Source organism: Dietzia aerolata (genome assembly GCF_014144865.1).
Classification (GTDB): Bacteria; Actinomycetota; Actinomycetes; order Mycobacteriales; family Mycobacteriaceae; genus Dietzia; species Dietzia aerolata.
On sequence record NZ_JAALDM010000117.1, the window covers coordinates 37,548 to 55,093 of the forward strand.

Sequence of the window (17,546 nt, forward strand, 5' to 3'; positions counted from 1 at the left end):
TGATTGCTCCACCCCACTGTGTCAGAAAGCCCCGACGCACGACGTGACAACGAGTTCGCGCCCCACCTCCCTGGTGGGAGATGGGGCGCGAGAGAGATCTCTGAGACCGGGCTCGTCAATGCGAGCCGGGGGCTATGTGTACCCGTCTATCAGACGACTACACCGTTGGAGCGAAGCCACGGCACCGGGTCGATCCACTGGCCGGCCGCGTTGCGCACGCCGAAGTGAAGGTGCGGGCCGGTCGAGTAGCCGCGGTTACCGACGGTGCCGATGACCTGACCGGCGTTGACGCGCTGTCCGACCGAGACGTAGTTGGCGTCGTTGTGGCCGTACTCGAGCAGCTCACCGTCATCAGTCTGGATTCGGATCCACAGCCCGTACCCGGAGGCGGGGCCCGCGGCGACGACCTTGCCGGACTTCGCTGCGTACATCGGGGTTCCGACGGGCGCTCCGAAGTCGGTGCCGTTGTGGAAGGTACCCCAGCGCGGTCCGAAGCCCGAGGTGATGGGGCCGTGAGTGGGTGCGTGTGCGCCGCCGACACCCGGGATGCCGAGCGAGCCGAGCATCGACGGATCGATCGCGAAGTCGTTCGCGTAATCGCGCAGCTGCTGGTCGGTCAGTCCGATGCCCTGCACGACGCCCTGGGCCATCTCGGCGAGCTGGTCAGGGTTGACCTCGGCCGACTGGGCGGAAGCGGCGGGGGCGGCCGCCATGGCAACGCCACCGGAGAGTGCGGCGCCGGCAACGGCACCCGCGACGAGACGGCCCATCCGGGCCGAGGAGCGAACTGCACGGTGACGGCCGGCGGCCGAGGCGGAGCCGTCAACGCCGAGACGGTCGGCAAGCTCAGCGAAGGTGATACGAGTGGCGTCGGTCATCAGGAGAACCTCAAAGTCTGTTCCGGGGTAAAGCAGTGGGCCGACCGGCTTCCCCGGTGGCCTCCAAGAAGGTAACAGAACTATATCGACGCTGTCACGCCCAAAAAACAAACTGGTACAAAAACGCCGGTCAGCGGGGTGCTGACCGGCGTCTTCGAGACGTTATCTGGCAGTGATCAGTGGTCGGCTTCGCCCATCCGATGCACGAGGATGAAGTTGGTCGAGCCCTCGACGCCCGGGACGTTGCCGGCGACGAGCACGATCAGATCGTCCTCGTTATATCCCTCGAGTGGGAGCAGCATCTCGTCGGTGACCTTGACGACCTCGGCGGTGTCATTGATCCGGTCCGTCAGGAATGTCTCCGTTCCCCACGTGAGGGCGAGCTGACTACGAATCCTGGGGTCGCTGGTGACGGCGATCAGCGGAAGGTGGCTGTGCAGGCGTGCCAGTCGGCGCACGGTGTCGCCGGTCGAGGTGACCGCGACGAGCGCCTTGGCTCCCAGCCGCTCCCCGATCTCGCGGGCCGAGTAGGAGATCACCCCTCGCTTCGTGCGCGGGATATGAACCAGATCCGGCGCCGCGGTGGAATCCGTCTCCACCGCGAGCGCGATGGACGACATGGTCCGGACCGCCTCGATCGGATACTTGCCCACGGAGGTCTCACCGGACAGCATCACCGCGTCTGCACCGTCGAGCACCGCATTGGCCACGTCCGAGGCCTCGGCACGCGTCGGACGAGAGTTTCCGATCATCGATTCGAGCATCTGCGTTGCGACGATTACCGGCTTGGCGTTCTCGCGAGCGATCTGGACGGCCCGCTTCTGGACCAGCGGGACCTCCTGCAACGGCAGTTCCACACCGAGGTCACCGCGGGCCACCATCACCGCGTCGAAGGCGAGCACGATCGACTCGAGGTTCTTGATGGCCTCCGGCTTCTCGAGCTTGGCGATGACCGGCACATGGATACCGACCTCGTCCATGATCTCGTGCACCAGGTCGACGTCCGCCGGCGAACGGACGAACGACAGGGCGATGAAGTCCACCCCGAGCTTGAGCGCGAAACGCAGATCGGCGACGTCCTTCTCGCTCAGGGCCGGCACGGACACGTTCATCCCGGGCAGCGAGACGCCCTTGTTGTTGGAGACCTTGCCTCCCTCGGTGACGAGGCAGTGCACATCCGGTCCCTCGACGTTCTCGACCGTCAGACCGATATTGCCGTCATCCACGAGCAGGCGGTCGCCGGGGCGGGCGTCATTCGCCAGGTCCTTGTAGGTGGTGGAGACACGGTTCTTGGTGCCTTCGACATCGTCGACGGTGATGACCACCCGGTCACCTTCAGCCCAGACGTGGCTGCCCTCGATGAAGCGACCGAGCCGGATCTTCGGCCCCTGGAGGTCGGCCAGCACACCCACGGCGCGGCCGGACTCATCCGAGGCCTGGCGGACCCAGCGATAGTTCGCCTCATGATCAGCGTGCTCGCCATGGCTGAAATTGAGTCTTGCGACGTCCATTCCGGCGTCGACGAGTTCACGTATGCCGGCTTCGGAGGCGACGGCGGGACCCAGGGTGCAGACGATCTTCGTACGACGGTTCACTCCAACCAATCTAGTCCTCCTGACCGGACTGCCGGTGAACCGGACGTCAACGACCGGCCAACGGGGGTGCCTGGCCCGGCGGTTCGGGCCGGGCACGCCCCGTCAATGTCGGCTAATCGGAGCTTTCGGAGGCCGAGTTCCTGCCGGGTGCGCCGGAGGTGTCGGTGCCGGTCTCGTCGGTGTCAGTGGCGGCGGCACCGGTGGCGGTGTCCGATGCAGCGGTGTCGTCGGGATCGGCGGAATCCCGCCCGGGGTCACCCGCGGCCCGCAGTTCCGACGGATCCTCGCGGCCCTTGCGAACGCGCACGAAGTAGATCAGCGCCGCGATCATGACGACCACCGCGACGATGGTGTTGATGCGTAGCCCGAACACCAGGGTCGCCTCGTCGGCGCGCAGCAACTCCACCCAGAAACGGCCGAAGCAGTACAGGGCCACGTACAACGCGAACACGCGGCCGTGGCCGAGCCGGAACTTCCGGTCGACGATCACCAGGACGATCGCGACGAGGACGTTCCACAGCAGCTCATAGAGGAACGTGGGATGAACGGTCGCCAGTACCTGTCCCGTGGACCGCCCGAGGGTCTGTGAGTAGCCGTAGACCTCGTCGTAGCGCTGATAGATCTCCAGGGCCCACGGGACGTCGGTCTCCCGGCCGTACAGCTCCTGGTTGAAGTAGTTGCCGAGGCGGCCGATCCCCTGCGCGAGGACGATGCCCGGTGCCACCGAGTCGCCGAACGCACCGAGGGCACGGATGCCCTGCTGTCGCAGGCCGATGTAGGCGCCCAGTGCACCGAATGCGACGGCGCCCCAGATCCCGAGTCCGCCGTCCCAGATCTTGAAGGCGTCGACGGGGTTCTTGCCGTCACCGAAGTAGCGGTACCAGTCCGTGGCGACGTGGTAGATGCGGCCGCCGATGAGGCCGAACGGGATGGCCCACAGGGCGGTGTCGATGACAACGCCGGCCTTACCTCCACGAGCCACCCAGCGTTTTTCTCCCCACCAGATCGCCACGACGATCCCGAGGATGATCCACAGCGCGTAGGCGCGGATCGGCAGTGGCCCGAGCTCCCAGACGCCCTGGGGAGGACTGGGGATCATGACGCGCTCCCGGGACGCCGCACGCCCTCGGCGAGCTCCGCCGTGAGCCGACCCAACTCGTCGAGCCCCTCGGTCGCGGCGGTGATGAGCGCGGAGCCGACGATCACGCCGTCGGCATACGAGGCGATCTCCGCGGCCTGATCCCCACTGCGCACTCCCAGCCCGACGCCGCACGCCAGGTCGGAGACCTCGCGGACCCGGGCGGTGAGGACACGCGGCGCGTCGGTGACGACGTCACGGGCGCCGGTCACGCCCATGACCGCCTGGACGTAGACGAACCCGCCGGTCTGGGCCAACGTCGAGGCGAGGCGTTCCGGCGTGGACGACGGCGCGACCAGGAACACCCGGTCGACCCCGTGCTCGTCGGTGGCCGCGATCCACTCGTCGGCCTCTTCCGGGATGAGGTCCGGGGTGATGACCCCGGCCCCGCCTGCTGCGGCGAAGTCGGCGGCGAACCGCTCTACCCCGTACTGCAGGATCGGATTCCAGTAGCTCATGATCGCGGGCACGGCGCCGGCCTCGGCAACGGCCCGGACGACCTCGAAGACGTCGGCGACACGGAAACCCGCCTCGAGAGCGGTGTTCGCGGCCGCCTGGATGGTGGGTCCGTCCATCATCGGGTCGGAGTACGGGATCCCCACCTCGACCACATCGCATCCGTTGGCGACCATCGTCCGGACGGCCTCGACCGAGCCCTCCAGGGTCGGGAAGCCGGCCGGGTAGTAGCCGATGAGCGCTGCCCGCCCCTCGGCCCGACACTTCTCGAACACGTCACTGAGAACGCTCATCCCTCGACTCCCCCGTCTGCGTAGGCACCCTCGCCGTCGTCGTCGCCCCTATTGGCATCAACCCCCGCCTCGGGCGGGGCACCCCCGCCCAACAGGCCAAACCACCTGGCGGCGGTGTCAACGTCCTTGTCACCTCGGCCGGACACATTCACCAGGATCATTCCGACCCCCTCGGCGGCGAGCTTCGCGGCGCCGGCGATCGCGTGTGCCGACTCGATGGCCGGGATGATCCCCTCGGTGCGGCAGAGCTGCGCGAAGGCGTCCATGGCCTCGGAATCGGTGACCGGACGGTACTCCGCGCGGCCGATCTCCGAGAGGTAGGAGTGCTCCGGCCCGACCCCCGGGTAGTCCAACCCCGCGGAGATGGAATGGGACTCGATGGTCTGGCCGTCGGAGTCCTGCATGAGGTGCGCGTACGAGCCCTGGAACACGCCGGGTCGACCGGCGTTGACGGTGGCCGCAGTCCGGCCAGACTCGACCCCGTCTCCCCCGGCCTCGCAGCCGACGAGCCGCACCGACTCGTCGTCGAGGAAAGGATGGAACAGCCCGATCGCGTTGGACCCGCCGCCGACACAGGCGACCGCCGCGTCCGGTAGGCGCCCGGCCTGCTCGAGGATCTGCGAGCGCGCCTCGGCGCCAACGATCCGCTGGAAGTCGCGGACCATCGCCGGGAACGGGTGCGGCCCGGCCGCGGTCCCGAACGCGTAATAGGTGTCATCGGCCCGCGAGACCCAGTCCCGCATGGCCTCGTTGATCGCGTCCTTGAGAGTGGCCGAACCGATCTCCACGGCCTCCACCTCCGCGCCGAGCAGTCGCATCCGGGCCACGTTCAGCGCCTGGCGACGGACGTCGACCGCGCCCATGAACACCTTGCACTCCAGGCCCAGCAGCGCACACGCCGTCGCTGTGGCCACCCCGTGTTGGCCGGCACCGGTCTCCGCTATGACACGGGACTTGCCCATCCGCTTGGCGAGCAGTGCCTGGCCGAGCACGTTGTTGATCTTGTGCGAGCCCGTGTGGTTGAGGTCCTCGCGCTTGAGGAACACCCGGGCACCAATCTCGGCGCCGAACCGCTCGGCCTCATACAGCGGCGACGGCCTACCCGAATAGTGGCGCTGGAGCCGGTCCAACTCTGCGAGGAACTCCTCGTCGACGCGTGCCTTGGCGTACGCGTCCGTCACCTCGTCGACCACCGCCATGAGCGCCTCGGGGACGTATCGACCGCCGAACAACCCCCAGTGCCCCTTGTCATCGGGCTCATTGCCGGTGGGGGTCCGCAGGACGTCCCCCATCGTGGGAATCGGTGGCAGATCGTTGGAAGTCACATCTCCCAGTCTGCCGGAAGCGCGAAGCCGGGGACTAGCGGGGTCCCTGCGGGCAGGACGGGTGTGCACCCGCCGTGGCCAGCGCGTTACACGCGGCGCGCGGATCGCCCTGTGTCACCAGTCCCTCACCGACGAGGACGGCGTCCGCGCCCACACTGGCGTACGCGAGCAGATCGGACGCGTCGCGGACACCGGACTCGGCGATCTTCACCACATCCGACGGCAGGCCGGGCGCGATGCGGGAGAAGACGTTCCGGTCCACTTCGAGAGTCTTGAGGTTGCGGGCGTTGACGCCGATGACGGTCGCACCGGCCTCCAGGGCACGGTCCGCCTCCTCCTCGGTGTGCACCTCGACCAGAGCTGTCATCCCCAGCGACTCGGTGCGGTCGAGCAGCGACACCAGGGCCTCCTGCTCCAGCGCGGCCACGATCAGCAGGACGAGGTCCGCTCCGTGGGCTCGGGCCTCGTGGATCTGGTACGGACCGACCACGAAGTCCTTTCGCAATACAGGAATGTCTACGGCGCGACGCACCGAATCGAGATCTGCCAGGCTGCCGTTGAAGCGACGCTCCTCGGTCAGGCAGGATATGATCCGTGCTCCGCCGTCCTCATACATCCGTGCCAGGTCCGCAGGATCCGGGATATCGGCCAACTGCCCCTTGGACGGGCTCGCACGCTTGACCTCTGCGATGACACCCACACCGGGTTCACGCAGTACCTTGAGCGCGTCACGTGGCGGCGGGGCGGACTTGGCCGCCTTCTTCACCGACTGCAGGTCGAGAACCGCCTCGCGGGCCGCGACGTCTTCGCGGACCCCGTCGAGAATCGAGTCGAGCACGGTGCCCACCGTGACCTCCCTCAGCAGAGTTGGCGGAAAAAGTGTGATCGAGATCAACAATAGAGGGCCGCAGCGGCGTTCCCGAATCGGGGACTCCTGTTGCGGAAGTCACACTGTCGGATCGTTCCCTTCATCGAGGTCTTGCCACAGGTCACGACCGGAATCCGGGTCACGCTCGACAGCTGTAGCGGCCTCCTCACGTCGGACGGCCGGCGTCACGTACCGGTCATCGCGGCGAACGGCACGCGATGGGCGGACCATCACCACGACACCGGCGGCGAGCAACGCCAGTGCTCCCACTCCGGTGACCGCCGGGCCGGCCGAACTGGTGGAGATCTCCGTGATCTGAGACCACTCCGGGATCGCCGCCGAGCCCTCGGCCCCCGGGCCCGCATTGGTCCGGGCCGGGCCCTCACTACTGGTGATCACCGAGTGCACGCGGTCAGCGTCGACACTGCCGACAGCGGACCACACAAGTGCCCCGGCTGCCACCCCGAGGAGGGCGATGACCGCCCCGATCACCCGAGCACCCACGCCCCTGACGAGCGCCACGGCCAAGATCGCCGCCACGGCACCGAGCGCAAGTGGCATCAACGCCGGCTGCCAATCGCTGCCGTTGAGCGTGCGTGCGACCTCTCCCGATTGATCGTTGAAGGCCACCACCTCGAGCCACGTCATCCGGGACGCCAGCCACAGCAGAGCCGCGCCGACGAGCAGCAGGACGACGGGGACCATGAGTCGGGAGCGCTGATTCACCGCTACGCCGTCCCCTCGGTCGCGTCACGCAGCGTCTCCGCCGCCGCAACCGCACGCAGCACCGCCATCGCCTTGTTCCGGCACTCCTCGTCCTCGGCGGCCGCGACGGAATCCGCGACGATCCCGGCACCGGCCTGGACATAGGCCGTGCCGTCCTTGATGACCGCAGATCGGATCGCGATCGCCTGGTCGGTGTTGCCGGCGAAGTCGACGTAGCCGACCACTCCCCCGTACACGCCGCGCCGGGTGTCCTCGAGGTCCTCGATGATCTGCAACGCGCGGGGCTTGGGCGACCCGGACAACGTGCCTGCAGGGAAACATGCAGTCACCGCATCCAAGCCGGTGCGTCCCTCCGCCAACCGGCCGGTCACCGTCGAGACCAGGTGCATCACGTGGCTGTAGCGTTCCACCTGCCGGAACTCGGTCACCGTCACCGTGCCAGGCTCGCACACCCGGCCCAGGTCATTGCGGCCGAGATCGACCAGCATGAGATGCTCTGCATTCTCCTTGACGTCTTCGACCAGATCTTTGGCCAGCAGGTGATCGTGCTCGTCGTCGTCGCCCCTCGGCCTCGTCCCCGCGATCGGGTGCGTCGTCGCCATGCCGTCGGTGACCGTCACCAACGCCTCGGGGCTCGAACCGACGATCGTGAACGCCGTACCCCCGAACCCATCCGGTCCCGAACCATTCGGGATCGTCATCAGGAACATGTACGGGCTCGGGTTGGTCGTGCGCAGGATCCGGTACACATCGCGCGGCGAAGCTGACGTGTCCACCTCGAAGCGCTGGCTGATGACCACCTGGAACGACTCACCGGCGTGGATCTGCTCGATGATGTTCGCCACCCGCGAGTGGTAGGTCTCCTCATCGGTGCGACGCCTGATGTCGGGCGTGGCGGCATCGAACACGCTCACCCCACCGTGCGCGGGAGCGGCCAGTCGGGCGGTCATCGACTCCACCCGGGCCACGGCGTCCTCGTAGGCCTCCTCGATGCGCTCATCACTGCCGTCCCAGTTCACGGCATTGGCGATGAGGTGAATGCGGCCCTCGTGGTGATCGAATGCCGCCAGGTCCGTGGCGAGCAGTTGCACCAGTTCGGGCACCTGCAGGTCGTCGATCGTGTCGGTCTCGATCCGCTCGAGTCTGCGGACGATGTCGTAGCCGAGGTAGCCCACCATCCCGGAGGTCAACGGGGGCAGGCCGTCGATCTGATCGGTGCGCAGCAGCTCGAGCGTGCGGCGCAGTGCCTCCAAGGGGTCCCCACCCGTCGGGGCTCCGGCCGGTGCGGTCCCCCACCAGGTCGCTTCGCCCGCCTCGTCGACCGTCAGCGCGGCGGCGGCCCCACAGCCGATGAACGACCATCGCGACCACGACCTGCCGTGCTCCGCCGATTCGAGCAGAAAGGTGCCCGGCCTGTCATTGGCGAGCTTGGCGTACGCCGACAGCGGCGTCTCGGAATCGGCGAGGACGGTACGCACGACCGGCACCACACGATGCCCAGCCGCCAGTGCGCGGAACTGCTCGAAAGTGGTGGTGCGGGTACTCATCCGTAAACCTGGCCGCCCACCCCGAAGGACTCATGCGGCATGTCCGCGACGTGGACCCACACCTTGGCCGGGTCCTTGCCCGCGGCGTCGGCATACGCCGTGGTGACCGCTTCGATAACTCGGGCCCGGTCCTCCGCGGGCATTCCAGCGAGCTGATTGATCTGGATGAAGGGCATGTCGCTCTAGTCCTCCCTGAGAAGTGTGGCGGTGTCGAAGCAGCTGGTGGTGCCGTTGTGGCATGCCGCGCCGGTCTGGTCCACGCGCAGCAGTACGACGTCGCCGTCACAGTCGATCTCGACACTGCGCACGTGCTGAACGTGACCGGAGGTCTCGCCCTTGACCCACCGCGTGCCGCGGGAGCGCGAGAAGTACACACCCCGCCTGGTCGCGAGCGTCTCTGCCAGTGCGGCGTCATCCATCCACGCCATCATCAGCACCCGGCCAGTGGTCGCGTCCTGCACCACTGCAGCGACGAGGCCGTCTGCCGTCCGGGAGAGTCGATCGGCGATCTCCGGATCGAGGGTGAAGTCACTCATCGGACGGTGATCCCCTCGGCGGCCATCGCCTTCTTCACGTCTCCGATGGTCATCTCACCGAAGTGGAAGACACTCGCGGCGAGCACGGCATCGGCGCCGGCCTGAACCGCGGGAGCGAAATGCTCCACCGCACCGGCACCGCCCGAGGCGATGACCGGAATGGTGACCGCCTCGCGCACGGCTCGCAGCATCGACAGGTCGAAGCCGGCTTTGGTGCCATCGGCATCCATCGAGTTGAGCAGGATCTCCCCCACTCCAAGCTCCTGGCCACGCTGTGACCACTCGACCGCGTCGATTCCGGTTCCACGTCGCCCACCGTGAGTGGTGACCTCCCACCCGGACGGGGTCGACCTCTCGCCCTCCGGAACTGTGCGCGCATCGACAGACAGGACGATGCACTGTGAGCCGAAGCGACGGCTGAGCTCTGCCAGCAGTTCAGGGCGCGCGATGGCGGCGGTGTTCACGCTCACCTTGTCTGCACCCGCACGCAGCAACTGGTTCACGTCGTCCTCGGTCCGGACGCCGCCACCGACGGTGAGCGGAATGAAAATCTGCTCGGCGGTCCGCTCGACCACATCGATCATCGTTCCCCGCCCCGATGACGACGCGGTCACGTCGAGGAAAGTCAGCTCATCGGCACCCTGCTCGCCGTAGGCCGCGGCTAACTCCACGGGATCTCCGGCGTCGCGTAGATCAAGAAAATTGACGCCCTTGACTACACGGCCGGCGTCGACGTCGAGACAAGGGATCACTCGGGTTGCAAGAGTCATGATCGGTTCATCGTCCTTCTTCGAGCCACGGGCGCGGGCTCTCTGGTTCCGGGGTCGCCCGTCGACGACCCGCTTCGAAGAAATTGCTCGGATCACCGAGCTGTGTCACCGTGTCTAACACCTCGGCGTGGGCACGCGAGCCGGCAGCCAGCATCGACTGGGACTCGACAGACCACGGCTCACCCGCCAGGTCAGTCACCACACCGCCGGCAGCGCGAATATGTGAGGCTCCCGCTGCGTTGTCCCAGGCGAAGTTCCCGAAGCTCACGGCGGCGGACAGCCTGCCGGAGGCCACGAACGACAGGTCCACCCCGGTGGAGCCGAACTTACGGGTCCGAGCCGCATGGACAGTGAGCCGCTCGAACACCTCGCGCCGATACGCCGGCGGGTACGTGGTCCTGCCGCCAGTGTTGAGGGAACCGAGACCGAGAGCCACGTCCCTCATCGACACGTCGGGCAGCGCCGAGACGATCTCGTCGTTCTCACGCAGCGGTCCGCCTGCGACGGAGGTAAACCGCAGCCCGAGCATCGGCAGCCAGGTCAGTCCCAGTACTGGCTGGCTCTCATGGACGAGAGAAAGCAGGATTCCGGCGGTGGGGATCCCGAGGGAGTAATTGGCGGTGCCGTCGATAGGGTCGACAACCCACAGGGTCCCCTCGTTGACGGGAGGTCCACCGAACTCCTCACCATGAACCTCCAGCCCGGTGCCCTCACGCAGCGCATCCGAGATCCGGCGCTCGAGTTCCAGGTCCAACTCGGTGGCGAAATCATTTCGGCTGCCTTTTTCCTGGACTCCCGGGGCGCCGACGCCCTCGATGAAGCGCGGCGTGACCTCGTCGAGCACCCGGGTGGCCAGTGCGAGCGCCTCCGCCGGGTCGACGGGAAGGTCCGTCGGCAGGGTGTTTCCGGTCGAAAATGTCATCTCGGGCCTCCTGCTCGAGGTCATGCAGCGGGTGACTACCAGAGGGTCACTGCACTCAGCGGCTGCTCACGGCGGCGAGCGCCTCCGGAAGGGTGAAACGCCCCGCGTACAGCGCCTTGCCGATGATCGCGCCCTCGATGCCCTGGGGCACCAGAGAGGCGATGGCCTCGAGGTCCGCGACGGAGGACACGCCACCCGAGGCGACCACGGGAGCATCGGTGGCGGCACACACCTGCGACAACATGTCGAGGTTCGGACCGCCGAGCATGCCGTCCTTGGACACGTCGGTCACGACGTAGCGGGCGCACCCGTCACGATCGAGACGCTCGAGCACCTCCCACAGGTTTCCACCGTCAGACACCCATCCCCGGCCACGCAGTCGGGGGTCGCCATCGACCACGCGGACGTCCAGCCCCACCGCGATTCGGTCACCGTGACGAGCGATCGCGGAGCGGCACCACTCGGGGTTCTCCAGGGCGGCAGTGCCCAGGTTCACGCGTGCACATCCGGCGGACAGTGCGGCCTCGAGAGACTCGTCATCGCGGAGCCCGCCGGACATCTCGACCTTGATGTCGAGAGTGCCCACGACCTCGGCGAGGAGCTCGCGGTTGCTGCCTCGTCCAAATGCGGCATCGAGATCGACGAGGTGGACCCATTCGGCGCCGTCGCGCTGCCACTGCAGCGCGGCCTCCAGCGGGGAACCGTAGGAGGTTTCGGTCCCCGCCTCTCCCTGGACGAGCCGGACGGCCTGGCCATCGGCGATGTCGACGGCGGGAAGGAGTTCGAGGTAAGAAGCGTTGCTCACGGTGGTCACCCTAGTCCGTCACGGCCGGTGTCATCGTCATCGCCCACGCCGTCCGCCGGCTCGTCCCCGTACTCCGCCCGAATGGCGCGGTCTGTGATCCGGTTTGAGGCCACCCCCATGGCGACAATGGTCAGCACGATTCCGACGAAAGCCGCCACGGCTCGTCCTGCCGGGCTTAGCGGTAGAACGCCCACCAGGACCGCCGTGAGTGCCAGTCCGAGAACTCCGGCGCCCGCAACCCAGAGTGCGAGGGTCGCGAACGACACCGGAGCCGGAGCACCGTCCCGCCTAGCCAAGGGACCGGATCCAGTTCTCGAGCAGCTGCAGCCCCGCGTCCCCGGACTTCTCCGGGTGGAACTGGGTTGCGGTCAGCGGCCCATTCTCCACCGCCGCCACGAATCTCGTACCGTGCGACGCCCAGGTCACATCCGGTGCACGCAGGTGATCGGAGGGTTCCATCGTCCAGTCGCGAACGCCGTAGGAGTGGACGAAGTAGAAACGTTCGTCAGCCGGCATGCCGGCGAAAATCACCGACTGTTCTGCCGCCTCGACGGTGTTCCATCCCATGTGCGGAAGGACAGGCGCCTCGAGTCGTTCAACGACTCCGGGCCACTCCCCGCATCCTTTGACGCCGGCGGAGCCCGAGTGCTCGCCGTCGGCAAACTCCAGCCCTCGGTCAAACATCACCTGCATCCCCACACAGATCCCGAAGACGGGCCGGGATCCCGCGAGACGCTCGCCGATGATCCGAGGACCCTTGACGGCCTCGAGTCCCTGCATGCACGCGGCGAAGGCGCCGACCCCGGGCACCACGAGAGCCTCGGACTCTGTGGCCTCGCGGGGATCCGAGGTCACCTCGACACTCGCCCCCACGCGCTCCAATGCCCGTTGCGCCGATCGCAGGTTGCCTGATCCGTAGTCCAGAATTGCCACCCGCGTGGCCGCTTTCGTCATCCGTCCACCTTATCGCCGGTTTGTAGTTGAGTCAGATCGCGTGGGGGCCTGGTGCGGCGGGCGTAGATCGCCGCCGGCGCTCCCACGACGAGGACGATTGCCGCGGACACGGCGAACAGCACCACGTATCCGAATCCGGCCAGTCCGCCCATGACGATCGAACCGAGTCCTGTGCCGGTGTCGAAGGAAATGTTCCACGACGCTGACGCCGTCCCCAGTCGTGACCGTGGCATTCTCTCGAACGATGCCACCAGGGCGTCGTTTTGCACAGCGCCGAATCCCAGGCCGAACACCATGGTGGGAACGAGGAACCACCAGGGATTCACTTCCACTGTCAGCAGCACCGCGATGCCGATCATGCCGAGTGCCGCCAGTCCCAGACCCGGCCACACCATGGCACCGGGCCCCCGGCGATCGGAGATGTTGCCTGCAAAGGTTCGGCCCACGATGACGCCCGCGCCGAGTAGTCCGAGCCCGACACCCGCCACCACGGCGCCGCTGCCGTGGACGATCTCATCGAGCGCGGGAGACAGGAACGAGGCGGCCGCGCCGTACGGAAGTGACACGGCCAGCATCACCAGGAACGGACCCACCAGCAGGATGAGCACTTGTTTCGTACTCAGCGCGGCCCTGTCCGCCGGCTTGGTCGGGGTCGGATACACATTCGGTAGACGTGCGGCCGCGAACAGTCCCACGACGCCGAATGCTGTCGCGCTCCACGCCACCACCGGCAGTCCGAACGCCTCGAGGAGCCACAGTCCCGCCGGTAGGAACAGCGCCTCGGAGATTCCGATCGCCAGGCCGATCAGGGAGGTGGCCCGGCCGAGCATTCCCGCAGGCGCGAGCTCGGCCACCAGTGCCGAACCGGCGACGGTCATCATGCCGAATCCGGCACCGCGAACGGCACTGATCGCGAGCACACCGAACGACACGTCGAACACGGCGAGAAGGCCGGACGGCAGGCCGAGCAGTGCACTGCCGACCGCCAGGACCCAGCGATATCCGATCGCCGCAGTGATCCGAGGGGTCGCCAGCTGGAACAGGACGGTGACCGTCATGAACACACCGGTGGTCGCCCCGGCGACGAACTCGCTGCCACCACCGCGCACGACCGCGAGCGGCACGACGGGAAGGAGCAGGGAGAACCCGCCGAAGGCGAGCAGGACCAGTGCGAAGGCGGCGAGGATGCCCGGCGTTCGGGTCAGCTGGGAGAGCGCCCCGGGCTCGGTGCCACCGCGGGTCACGCCGACATCACAGTGCGCCCTTGGTCGAGGGGATCCCGGTGATACGCGGATCCGGCTCGACGGCCGCGCGCAGCGCCCGCGCGACCGCCTTGTACTCGGCTTCGGTGATGTGGTGCGGGTCGCGCCCGTAATGCACGATCACGTGCAGGGCGATCCGTGCGTTGTAGGCCAGGGTCTCGAAGACATGCTTGTTGAGCACGGTTCCGTACGGCGCGCTGTCGTGACCCACCACGACATAGCCGATCATCATGTCGGGCTCACCGGTGTGGACGCAGTACGGACGACCCGACACGTCGACGACGGCTTCGGCGAGCGTCTCGTCCATCGGCAGTGAGCACTGTCCGAATCGACGGATTCCGCGCTTGTCACCGAGCGCCTGGCCGAGGGCCTGTCCGAGCACGATGGCCGTGTCCTCCACCGTGTGGTGTGCCTCGATCTCGATATCGCCGGTGGCCCGGACGGTCAGATCGAATGCGCCGTGCTGCCCGAAGGCGGTGAGCATGTGATCCAAGAACGGCACACCGGTGTCGATGTCGGTCTGACCGGTCCCGTCGAGGTCGATCTCGACCACGATCGAGGACTCTTTGGTGGTCCGTTCGACCCGGCCGCGCCGCGTGGTCTGCTCACTCATCGCTTCTCCTCAAGTTGTGGCCCGATCTCCTCGGCCGCCAGTTCAGCGCTCACCTGCAGTAGCCGATCATTCTCGTGCTCGAGTCCGATGGTCGCACGAAGCCGCCCCGGGATGCCCACGTCACGGATGAGCACGCCGGCGTCGAGATACCGCTGCCAGGCTCGCGGCGCGTCGACAAAGGGCCCGTACAGGACGAAGTTGGCCTCACTCGGAAGGACCTCGTACCCCTGTTCCTCGAGCACGGCGGTCACCCGCTTACGCTCATCCGCCAGCAGCGCAACCGACGCGAGAGTCTCCTCGGCGTGGCGCAGAGCGGCCCGCGCGGCTGCCTGCGTGACCATCGACAAGTGGTACGGCAACCGCACCAGAAGCACGGCCTCCACGAACGAGGGATCTGCGGCGAAGTACCCGAGCCGCCCTCCGGCAAAGGCGAAGGCCTTGCTCATGGTCCGGCTCACCACGAGCTTCGTGGGGTACTCGGCCAGCAGCACGCAGGCACTCGGTGACGGGGAGAACTCGGCGTAGGCCTCATCCACCACCACGATCCCGGAAGCCGCATCGAGCAACCGTCGGAGGTCATCGTGATCGACCGCGTGTCCGGTCGGATTGTTGGGGGTGGTGACGAACAGCACGTCGGGTCGGTGCTCGGCGATCGCGGCCAGGGCGGCGTCGATGTCGATCGACAGGTCCGACGCCCTCTCGACGGGGATCCACTCGGTGTCGGTCCCGGCTGCGAGAAGCGGGTGCATCGAGTAACTGGGCACGAATCCCATCGCACTACGGCCCGGGCCACCGAACGCCTGAAGGAGCTGCTGCAGGATCTCGTTGGACCCGTTGGCAGCCCACAGCATGTCGACGTCAAGTGACACCCCGGTCTGACCCGTCAGGTATGCGGCCAGTTCAGTCCGCAGGGCGACGGCGTCACGGTCGGGGTAGCGGTTCAGGTCGGCGGCGGCGTCGGACACCGCGGCGGCGATGTCCGCCACCAGCTCCGGGCTGGGCGGGTGCGGGTTCTCGTTGGTGTTGAGTTGCACCGGAACCTCGAGCTGTGGCGCGCCATAGGCACTGCGACCCCGGAGGTTCTCACGCAGCGGGAGAGCATCGAGTCCCACACCGGGACGCGGGGCGGCGGTCACTGCTGGCCCTCCCCTGCCGCGAGATCCTCGAACCGGGCCCTGATCGCCTCGCCGTGTGCGGGCAGGCGCTCGGCATCGGCGAGTGCGATCACGGTCGGTGCGATCTCCTTGAGCGCGGCCTCGTCATAGTCCACCACGTGGATTCCGCGCAGGAAGGTCTGCACGCTCAGCCCGGACGAGTGCCGGGCGGTACCCGAGGTTGGCAGGACGTGATTGGATCCGGCGGCGTAGTCGCCGAGCGGCACCGGCGAGTAGGCGCCGACGAAGATCGCGCCGGCGTTGCGCACGCGCGCGGCATCAGCGGCGGAGTTGCGGGTTTGGACCTCCAGGTGCTCGGCGGCGTAGGCGTCAACCACCCGCAGCCCGGCATCGATGTCGTCGACCAGGACGATCGCGGACTGCGGCCCCTCCAGGGCCTCGCGCACTCGGTCGGCGTTGAGGGTGACCTCGTAGCGGACGTCGATCTCCGCGTCGACGGAGTCGGCGAAGGATTCGGAGTCGGTGACCAGGACGCTCGCCGCGTTCGGGTCGTGCTCGGCCTGGCTGATGAGGTCGTAGGCCACGTGAACCGGATCGGCGGTGTCGTCGGCCAGCACCGCGATCTCGGTCGGACCCGCCTCGGAGTCGATGCCCACGACGCTGCGGCACAGTCGCTTGGCGGCCGTCACAAAGACGTTTCCGGGTCCGGTCACCATGTCGACCGGCTCCAGTTCCACGACGTCGCCGTCAGCGCCGCCGCTGTCCACGTCCCGGCCCGCTTCCTGCCCGCCGTAGGCCATCAGTGCGACGGCCTGGGCGCCGCCGACGGCCCACACCTCGTCGACCCCGAGCAGAGAGCATGCCGCGAGGATCGTGGGGTGCGGCCAGCCACCGAAGTCGGCCTGGGGCGGCGACGCCACCACGAGTGATCCGACGCCGGCGACCTGCGCGGGGACGACGTTCATGATGACGCTGGACGGGTAGACCGCCTTGCCGCCCGGAACGTAGAGGCCCACACGCTCCACGGGAACCCAGCGTTCTGTGACGAAGCCGCCGGGGGCGACCTCGGTGACCGTGTCGCTGCGCCGCTGCGCGGAGTGGACGATGCGGGCGCGACGGATCGCCTCGGAAAGCGCGTCGCGGATGTCGGAATCGAGCTCCCGCGCCGCGCGCTCGATCACCTCGGCGGGCACCCGCACCGATGCCGGCCGGACGCCGTCGAACTTCTCCCCGTAGTCCAGTGCGGCGCCGATTCCGTGGTCGCGAACCGCCTCGACCACAGGGCGCACCGTGTCGACGACGGAGTCGACATCGGCGGCGCCGCGCGGGAGTGTGCGTCGCAGCTCGGCGGTACCGAGCGTACGACCGCGCAGGTCGATGCGGGTCAGCATGGGTGTGGCCTTTCCTCGGGGTGTACCGCGGGACAGTCTAGTTGCGCAGAACTCCTGAGCGATCCGGCACACCTGAGCGGGTGCGGGCGCGCGCACCCGGCCAGCCTGTGAACCGGTCAGACCACGGCCCCGTCGACGAGGTGGATCCGCGCGTCGGCGCGGTCCGCGATCCCCGCGTCGTGGGTGATGAGCATCAGCGCTACGCCCTCCTCGCGCGCGGTGCCGATCAGCAGGTCCATCACGGCGGCGCCGGACTCGGAGTCGAGCGCGCTGGTCGGCTCGTCCGCCAGCAGCAGCGACGGCTGGCCCATCAGCGCGCGGGCGACCGCGACGCGCTGCCGCTGCCCACCGG

General features: G+C 67.8%; 20 protein-coding genes. All 20 read right to left on the reverse strand.

Annotation, left to right across the window (positions count from 1 at the left end; translation table 11 throughout):
- Window positions 1-149 precede the first annotated feature (149 nt).
- The gene (locus G6016_RS07810) at window positions 150-878 is read right to left on the reverse strand and encodes a M23 family metallopeptidase (protein WP_182632103.1); all 729 of its coding nucleotides are present in this window, start codon (window positions 876-878) and stop codon (window positions 150-152) included.
- 176 nt (window positions 879-1,054) lie between these two features.
- A complete protein-coding gene (pyk, locus tag G6016_RS07815; protein WP_182632104.1) occupies window positions 1,055-2,473 on the reverse strand; it encodes a pyruvate kinase in 1,419 nt (472 codons plus the stop codon).
- Between the two features lie 112 nt (window positions 2,474-2,585).
- Window positions 2,586-3,572, reverse strand: coding sequence for a prolipoprotein diacylglyceryl transferase (gene lgt, locus G6016_RS07820; protein ID WP_182632105.1), 987 nt, complete (start codon window positions 3,570-3,572; stop codon window positions 2,586-2,588).
- Window positions 3,569-4,360 carry a tryptophan synthase subunit alpha gene (trpA, locus tag G6016_RS07825; protein WP_182632106.1) on the reverse strand — a complete coding sequence of 264 codons (792 nt, stop codon included), beginning with the start codon at window positions 4,358-4,360 and terminating at the stop codon, window positions 3,569-3,571. Before trpA ends, lgt begins: the two co-directional genes overlap by 4 nt.
- Window positions 4,357-5,652, reverse strand: coding sequence for a tryptophan synthase subunit beta (gene trpB, locus G6016_RS07830; protein ID WP_182632122.1), 1,296 nt, complete (start codon window positions 5,650-5,652; stop codon window positions 4,357-4,359). The genes trpA and trpB overlap by 4 nt, the downstream gene beginning before the upstream one ends.
- Before the next feature lie 67 nt (window positions 5,653-5,719).
- The gene (trpC, locus tag G6016_RS07835; RefSeq protein WP_182632107.1) at window positions 5,720-6,532 is read right to left on the reverse strand and encodes an indole-3-glycerol phosphate synthase TrpC; all 813 of its coding nucleotides are present in this window, start codon (window positions 6,530-6,532) and stop codon (window positions 5,720-5,722) included.
- A gap of 99 nt (window positions 6,533-6,631) precedes the next feature.
- Window positions 6,632-7,279 (reverse strand): TIGR02234 family membrane protein, encoded by a 648-nt coding sequence (locus G6016_RS07840; protein ID WP_338403549.1) that lies wholly within the window; start codon window positions 7,277-7,279, stop codon window positions 6,632-6,634.
- A gap of 2 nt (window positions 7,280-7,281) precedes the next feature.
- Complete coding sequence (locus tag G6016_RS07845) at window positions 7,282-8,826, reverse strand: anthranilate synthase component I (protein WP_182632108.1); 1,545 nt, start codon at window positions 8,824-8,826, stop codon at window positions 7,282-7,284.
- Window positions 8,823-9,002, reverse strand: a complete 180-nt coding sequence (locus G6016_RS07850) for a tautomerase family protein (RefSeq protein WP_182632109.1) — start codon at window positions 9,000-9,002, stop codon at window positions 8,823-8,825. The genes G6016_RS07845 and G6016_RS07850 overlap by 4 nt, the downstream gene beginning before the upstream one ends.
- A 6-nt stretch (window positions 9,003-9,008) precedes the next feature.
- A complete protein-coding gene (hisI, locus tag G6016_RS07855; protein ID WP_182632110.1) occupies window positions 9,009-9,362 on the reverse strand; it encodes a phosphoribosyl-AMP cyclohydrolase in 354 nt (117 codons plus the stop codon).
- Window positions 9,359-10,132 carry an imidazole glycerol phosphate synthase subunit HisF gene (hisF, locus tag G6016_RS07860; RefSeq protein WP_182632111.1) on the reverse strand — a complete coding sequence of 258 codons (774 nt, stop codon included), beginning with the start codon at window positions 10,130-10,132 and terminating at the stop codon, window positions 9,359-9,361. The genes hisI and hisF overlap by 4 nt, the downstream gene beginning before the upstream one ends.
- A 7-nt stretch (window positions 10,133-10,139) precedes the next feature.
- Complete coding sequence (locus G6016_RS07865; RefSeq protein WP_182632112.1) at window positions 10,140-11,054, reverse strand: inositol monophosphatase family protein; 915 nt, start codon at window positions 11,052-11,054, stop codon at window positions 10,140-10,142.
- 55 nt (window positions 11,055-11,109) lie between these two features.
- Entirely contained in the window at window positions 11,110-11,859 is a 750-nt protein-coding gene (gene priA / locus G6016_RS07870) for a bifunctional 1-(5-phosphoribosyl)-5-((5-phosphoribosylamino)methylideneamino)imidazole-4-carboxamide isomerase/phosphoribosylanthranilate isomerase PriA (RefSeq protein ID WP_182632113.1), read from the reverse strand.
- 5 nt (window positions 11,860-11,864) lie between these two features.
- Window positions 11,865-12,017 carry a hypothetical protein gene (locus G6016_RS17210; RefSeq protein ID WP_241729937.1) on the reverse strand — a complete coding sequence of 51 codons (153 nt, stop codon included), beginning with the start codon at window positions 12,015-12,017 and terminating at the stop codon, window positions 11,865-11,867.
- A 130-nt stretch (window positions 12,018-12,147) separates the two neighbouring features.
- Complete coding sequence (gene hisH / locus G6016_RS07880; protein WP_182632115.1) at window positions 12,148-12,813, reverse strand: imidazole glycerol phosphate synthase subunit HisH; 666 nt, start codon at window positions 12,811-12,813, stop codon at window positions 12,148-12,150.
- Window positions 12,810-14,057 (reverse strand): MFS transporter, encoded by a 1,248-nt coding sequence (locus G6016_RS07885; protein ID WP_182632116.1) that lies wholly within the window; start codon window positions 14,055-14,057, stop codon window positions 12,810-12,812. The genes hisH and G6016_RS07885 overlap by 4 nt, the downstream gene beginning before the upstream one ends.
- 7 nt (window positions 14,058-14,064) lie before the next feature.
- Window positions 14,065-14,688, reverse strand: a complete 624-nt coding sequence (gene hisB, locus G6016_RS07890; protein WP_182632117.1) for an imidazoleglycerol-phosphate dehydratase HisB — start codon at window positions 14,686-14,688, stop codon at window positions 14,065-14,067.
- A complete protein-coding gene (locus tag G6016_RS07895) occupies window positions 14,685-15,824 on the reverse strand; it encodes a histidinol-phosphate transaminase (RefSeq protein ID WP_182632118.1) in 1,140 nt (379 codons plus the stop codon). Before G6016_RS07895 ends, hisB begins: the two co-directional genes overlap by 4 nt.
- Window positions 15,821-17,194, reverse strand: a complete 1,374-nt coding sequence (gene hisD, locus G6016_RS07900) for a histidinol dehydrogenase (RefSeq protein WP_182632119.1) — start codon at window positions 17,192-17,194, stop codon at window positions 15,821-15,823. The genes G6016_RS07895 and hisD overlap by 4 nt, the downstream gene beginning before the upstream one ends.
- A 116-nt stretch (window positions 17,195-17,310) precedes the next feature.
- Window positions 17,311-17,546, reverse strand: a 236-nt coding sequence (locus tag G6016_RS07905) for an ATP-binding cassette domain-containing protein (RefSeq protein WP_182632120.1), incomplete at its 5' end; no start/stop codon positions are given.

Coding starts and splice junctions, on each gene's coding strand:
- hisF (WP_182632111.1), bottom strand. CDS start 10,132: ATGACTCTTGCAACCCGAGTGATCCCTTGTCTCGACGTCGACGCCGGC.
- G6016_RS07850 (WP_182632109.1), bottom strand. CDS start 9,002: ATGCCCTTCATCCAGATCAATCAGCTCGCTGGAATGCCCGCGGAGGAC.
- hisH (WP_182632115.1), bottom strand. CDS start 12,813: ATGACGAAAGCGGCCACGCGGGTGGCAATTCTGGACTACGGATCAGGC.
- G6016_RS07810 (WP_182632103.1), bottom strand. CDS start 878: ATGACCGACGCCACTCGTATCACCTTCGCTGAGCTTGCCGACCGTCTC.
- trpB (WP_182632122.1), bottom strand. CDS start 5,652: ATGGGGGACGTCCTGCGGACCCCCACCGGCAATGAGCCCGATGACAAG.
- trpA (WP_182632106.1), bottom strand. CDS start 4,360: ATGAGCGTTCTCAGTGACGTGTTCGAGAAGTGTCGGGCCGAGGGGCGG.
- lgt (WP_182632105.1), bottom strand. CDS start 3,572: ATGATCCCCAGTCCTCCCCAGGGCGTCTGGGAGCTCGGGCCACTGCCG.
- G6016_RS07865 (WP_182632112.1), bottom strand. CDS start 11,054: ATGACATTTTCGACCGGAAACACCCTGCCGACGGACCTTCCCGTCGAC.
- hisB (WP_182632117.1), bottom strand. CDS start 14,688: ATGAGTGAGCAGACCACGCGGCGCGGCCGGGTCGAACGGACCACCAAA.
- hisI (WP_182632110.1), bottom strand. CDS start 9,362: ATGAGTGACTTCACCCTCGATCCGGAGATCGCCGATCGACTCTCCCGG.
- G6016_RS07845 (WP_182632108.1), bottom strand. CDS start 8,826: ATGAGTACCCGCACCACCACTTTCGAGCAGTTCCGCGCACTGGCGGCT.
- hisD (WP_182632119.1), bottom strand. CDS start 17,194: ATGCTGACCCGCATCGACCTGCGCGGTCGTACGCTCGGTACCGCCGAG.